Source organism: uncultured Cyclobacterium sp., from assembly GCF_963976465.1.
Taxonomy (GTDB): Bacteria; Bacteroidota; Bacteroidia; order Cytophagales; family Cyclobacteriaceae; genus Cyclobacterium.
On record NZ_CAXBOC010000409.1, the window covers coordinates 1 to 5,387 of the forward strand.

4 protein-coding genes are annotated in these 5,387 nt (G+C 39.4%); 1 reads left to right on the plus strand and 3 read right to left on the minus strand.

Annotation, left to right across the window (positions count from 1 at the left end):
- The 3 genes from AAC037_RS19045 to AAC037_RS19055 form a co-directional block, all read right to left on the minus strand.
- A partial coding sequence (locus AAC037_RS19045; protein ID WP_339904830.1) for a malate synthase occupies nt 1-1,486 on the minus strand: 1,486 nt, incomplete at its 3' end.
- A 456-nt stretch (nt 1,487-1,942) separates the two neighbouring features.
- Complete coding sequence (locus AAC037_RS19050; RefSeq protein ID WP_339904831.1) at nt 1,943-4,099, minus strand: molybdopterin cofactor-binding domain-containing protein; 2,157 nt, start codon at nt 4,097-4,099, stop codon at nt 1,943-1,945.
- 2 nt (nt 4,100-4,101) lie between these two features.
- A complete protein-coding gene (locus AAC037_RS19055) occupies nt 4,102-4,563 on the minus strand; it encodes a (2Fe-2S)-binding protein (RefSeq protein WP_339904833.1) in 462 nt (153 codons plus the stop codon).
- Nucleotides 4,564-4,918: 355 nt separating this feature from the next.
- Between AAC037_RS19055 and AAC037_RS19060 the strand changes: the two genes are divergently transcribed.
- The coding region (locus AAC037_RS19060; RefSeq protein ID WP_339904834.1) for a DUF5675 family protein at nt 4,919-5,387 on the plus strand (469 nt) is incomplete at its 3' end.

The window sequence follows — 5,387 nt, forward strand, 5'->3', positions numbered from 1 at the left end:
CCATTAGGTAAAGTACATTTTCATTACCAAAAAAGTCAGCCGGTTTCAAAGCCGCAGCTTGCATGCCCTGCCCAAAAGCATTGGCATACTGCAAGCCTACACTTAATAAATTCCTTGCACCTCTGATCGTTCTGGGAGCAGGTTCAAGGTGGATCAAGCCTCCAGCATCTTCTTGGGAATAACTAAGCTTTTCAAAGCTTCTTCCCATTTGGTTGGCTTTACCAGTTTTCTCCCAAACGGGGCGAACAATATGAACCATTTTCCAATGGGCAACCCATTTTCCACTTGCTCCTTCCCTTAGCTCTCTTTCCGCACCGGCCAAAGCTTTTTCCATGCTTGCACTTACGCCTTCCGTAGATCCAACAGGTATATTGGGCTCCATCCCCCCTTGCCATAAAGCAAAATTACCTTTGCTATCAGGTGTATTCACTGCTCTTCTTACCCTGTCTTCATAATTCCTCATATAGCCATAAGTCATGCCTATGGACTCTATATTGGGGTTGATAAAGGACTGATCCCATGCCATCGCATCTGATACACTATTGATATAATCCCAGCGGCCGGTATTATAACCTACAAAGTGTTTTCCTAAAGCTGCCCTAATTTCCATAAGTTGGAAAGTTGCTTCTAGCTGCTCCACCAGTACATATACCTTGATGGTTCCATCTTCCAGTTTCAAATGCTTTTCCAAAGCACTGATCATCTTATTCCACAATGCGGCTTCTTCGGCCGTTTGAATTTTTGGCAGGTACAGCACTATAGAAGCGTTTGCCGCTAACAAGGCCTGAAAATTATTCACCACATAAAGTACCAAATCCGCAATGGAAGCTGAAAAAGAAGCTCCACTGCTAATCCGAATATGCCTATCGTCTAAATGAAGTCCCCTGGCCCTAAAAATCTTGGTGGTAAAATTCAGCTGTTCTCTCCAATTAACAATTTTTTCCTGACCAAAGAAGCTTTTACTCCAATTGTTCATTTGGGATGCTACCTCTTCAGCCACTGTAAAAAATATTGGGGAGCCCTGGATGGCCAATTTAAGGTTTCGTTGATTGTCCAAGGACATGGTAGACACCTGGCCTAAAGCATCTTCTCCATCAAACATCCAACCATCAGCCCCGGAAAGTAAAGCATAAGCTACATTCCGAATACTACTTTTTAAACTTGCATTGGGCTTTGCTCCGGGCCCGGTACCTTGAATCCACTGTTGCTGAAGATCTGAGGGGATTTCAGCTCCTTCAAATTTGCCAGCCCTGGCATCCGATACCAGAATATTGGTACCCGGTATATTGGTATCCGGATTTAAAAATGTTAATTTACTCCCTTTTCGACTCCTTTCTTTTCTCCTGCGGAGCCTAATATCCATAAGCTTTTTTACTTCTTCATTAAATGGAGCCATGAATGAAAGGGCATCTATCACTCCTGGAGAATAAACATCCCCATAAGTCTCTCTTAAATTATTCCTGATAAGGATTTCGGAATTACTCATCTTTTTAGTTTCTTCTAGGTTATTGTTTTATGGATTAAAAAACTCCCTTTTCCTAATCAGACCTCCACCTACAAGTAAAAGCAAATTGAAAAGGTTTTCATTTGAAATATAGTAAAAGCATAGGAAACAATAATCAAGCAAGATAACAAACCCTTGCAGCTGCCACATTCCCTATTATTTCAATAGCTAATAAATGCTAATGGTTAAATATCTATTTAAATACTTAAGGTAAAAAATTTGTGCAAAGGAAAACCAATTAAAAACATAAAAACTAAACAAATAAAGTGTGTAGAACTCTTCAATGTAAAAGGATAGGGAGCATTAACCCGGGTGATACATTAGATTTTTGTGTCATACATTGGCTTAATCGGTATAAGAAAAATACCACGGGTAAACAACCCGTGGTAAATCAATCCATCATTATTTTATAAGCCATTCTCAATTGTAACAGCTATGCTAAGCCGGACTTCCCAGGTTAAAATTATTTATACCTTCCTGTTTAATAAATGGCTGATTTCTCATCCGTTGTCCAGACACTTTATAAATGGCATTGGCCACTGCACCACCGGTAGGAGGAAGCGCAGGTTCTCCCAGTCCAGTTGGGTCAATTCCATTGTCAATAAAATGAGTTTCGATTTCAGGAATTTCTTTCATGCGAATCAATCGATAGCTATCAAAGTTCTTTTGATCAGCCATACCATCTGTAAAAGTGAGATTGGCAAACATTGCATGCCCCATACCATCCAACATGCCCCCCCTAACTTGCTGATCTGCTCCGGTAGGGTTGATAACTATTCCACAGTCTGTAACAGCAAATATTTTATCCAGCACTGCTTGACCATCTTTAATTTTTGCCTCAGCTACCTGCGCAACATAAGATCTATGAGAAAAATACACACTAAAACCTTGAGAAACCCCTTCCTTTTTGCCCCAGTTTGATTTTTCTGCCACCGTCTCAATTACACCTTTCATTCGGTCAATATCATAATGTATTTCCCCCACAGGGTTTTTCTTGGCTTTGGCCAATAGTCCTAATCTTAATTCAATGGGGTCCTTGCCCATGGCCTCTGCAACTTCGTCAAGAAATGACTGTTCAGCAAAAGCCAAGAAATTGGTTATTGGCGCACGCCATGCATTGGTGGTAATCGGTGACTTGTAATCAGCCGATCTTATTTCCAGGTTATCGATTGCGCCTGCAGGAAAATTATTCTCTCTCGTTGTATTTCCTGCATTGATGCCGGCTCCACTCAACTTATAACCTATCAACTCATCTTTATTGTTCAAAGCAGCTTCAAACCTATACTTAACGGCAGGCCTATAGGCACCACCGGTGATGTCATCTTCTCTTGACCAAGTTAATTTTATAGGGGCTTTTAGCATTTTAGATAGTTCAACTGCTTCCTCTACAAAATCTGCCCTAAGTCTCCTGCCAAAACCACCTCCCAAACGGGTTAATGCTAAACTTACTTTCTCAGGATCTATTCCACAAATCTTTGCTGCTGCTTTTCTAGCACGATCTGGAGTTTGTGAAGGACCTATTAACTCCACACTATCCTCCTTTACATTTGCAAAAAAATTCATGGGTTCCATAGGACTATGGGATAGGAATGGGCATTGGTATTCACTTTTGATTACCCTTGCTGCATTTCTAAAAGCGGTATTTACATCCCCATCCTTTCTTTTGACTTCACCCTCCCCGGAATTCAACAACTCATCAAATTTCTTATCATGGAAGGCTGTAGATTCCAAAGTTCCTTCTATTGGCTCATAAGCAATTTTCAAAAGTTTCCTTGCCTTCATCAGAGGCCAGGTTCCTTCACCTATTACTGCTACATTATTTTTAAAAGTAAGCACATCCTTAACCCCTTTGACTTTTTTTGCAGCTTCTGAATCAACCTTTTTCAGCTTCATTCCAAATGGAGGCCTTTGAATCATGGCATGAAGCATATTTTCCCGATAAACATCCAGCCCATACAAAGGTTGTCCCGTAAACATGGCATCATTGTCTACATTTTTTACTGCTGTTCCAATGATTTTAAAATCATTGATGTCTTTTAAAGCTACATTCTCCGGAACCGGCAATGAAGCTGCATCAGTAGCAAGCTCTCCATAGCTGATTTTTTTTGACCCGTGAACAACATTTCCTTTCTCTGTAGTCAAGGAGGATAAAGGTACATCCAATCGCTTTGCAGCGGCCTCCATTAGCATCTGCCTTGCTGTGGCTCCGGCCTGTCTGAGTCTTTGCCAAGAATGAGGCATGGCTCCAGAGCCACCGGTGACCTGTCTATCGTATTTCTCAGTATCCAAAAAAGCTTGCTTCACTCTTACATTAGACCAATCTACATCCAATTCCTCTGCAACAATCATTGGAAAGGAAGTTTTGATATTTTGTCCCAGTTCGGGGTTGGGTGAATAGATGACTACATGGTTTGTCGGGGATATTGATAGAAAACTATTGTAATTGATGGCTTTATCAAAGATTTCTTCATTGCTGACAACCTTCATTTTGGGAGAATCACAAGCTGACCAATTAAATCCAATCAGTAAACCACCACCTGCAGTTGCTGCAATTTTTAAAAAATCCCTTCTATTTGATTTTAGTGCTTTGTTCATGATTATTTAATTTTTGATGAGGCCAATAAAACTGCTTCCTTGATACGGTGGTAAGTGCCACATCTACACAAATTGGCATTCATCCCATCGATTACCTCTTCCTCGGTAGGTGAAGGGTTATTCTTTAGCATAGCTGCCGCTGTCATTATCTGCCCAGCCTGACAATAGCCACACTGGGCAACGTCCACTTCTTTCCAGGCTTGTTGCACAGGATGATCTCCTGCTTCCGAAAGCCCTTCGATAGTGGTGATCTTAGCATCTCCTACAGAGGAAATCGGTAATCCACAAGACCTAACAGCAGCATCATTGAGATGAACTGTGCAAGCCCCACATTGTGAAATACCGCAGGAATATTTGGTTCCAACCAGTCCCAAGTTGTCCCGAAGTACCCATAGTAAAGGGGTATCTGAATCAACATCTACCTCATAGCTTTTGTTGTTGACTTGAATTTTGTAATTCGCCATATTTATTTAGGTATAGTTATTTTTTACTTCAATTTTAAAACGCTTAGGTTTCCTAAATTAATTAAATTTTATGTCATTCAAGAAATATGCTTTACAAATCAAGAATCTTTAAAGGTAGATCTAATCAATAACCTATTAATTTGAATCTGAATCATATTCATCTTGTAAAAAAATTCATACCATCCTATCATTACTATTTAGATGTGTTTTTTTGGACGGTATTAATTTTTATTTCTCTACACAACACCTCAAAATAAGCTGTTTATTCTTTTGTTATTGAAAAATAAATAATTAAATTTTGAGGTACAATAAACCAACGCAATTTTTCTACCTCAAACCCTAAATTATTATTAAAATGAATAAATTACCGGGCTTACTGGTTTTGGCCGGGGTTATTTTAGTTGTCCTGTTTTTTTATTCCAATCCCGAAGTTTTGGATAAAATATGGTTATGGCTGGTTGGTTTTATTGGTTATTTAATCATGCTGCTTCGTAAAGGTTTTGATAGATTAAAAGACTTATTTAAAGAAAGTGAAACAGCCCCCATTCAAAAGGCATCTAAGGAAAGCCTTAACGATAAAATTAACCATATAAATATAGCCGATAATCCAGATATAAAAAAGATCAAATCTTTGGTAGAAAATGATGGTGTAGCATCAGTCCCGGAGGCTTTGGTAACCATTCTAAGGTATGTAGATGATGGGAATACTACTTTGGGTATGTTGTTTATTGAAAAGAAATTTTTCGCCTACACCTTGGAAGATACTCATCGTGATGAAAAAATACCCGGGGGAACTAGAATTCCGGAGGGACATTATAAACTGG

Bases quoted from the DNA above. Each gene is read 5' to 3' on its own strand.
- AAC037_RS19055 (WP_339904833.1), bottom strand. From the start codon at position 4,563: ATGGCGAATTACAAAATTCAAGTCAACAACAAAAGCTATGAGGTAGAT.
- AAC037_RS19050 (WP_339904831.1), bottom strand. From the start codon at position 4,099: ATGAACAAAGCACTAAAATCAAATAGAAGGGATTTTTTAAAAATTGCA.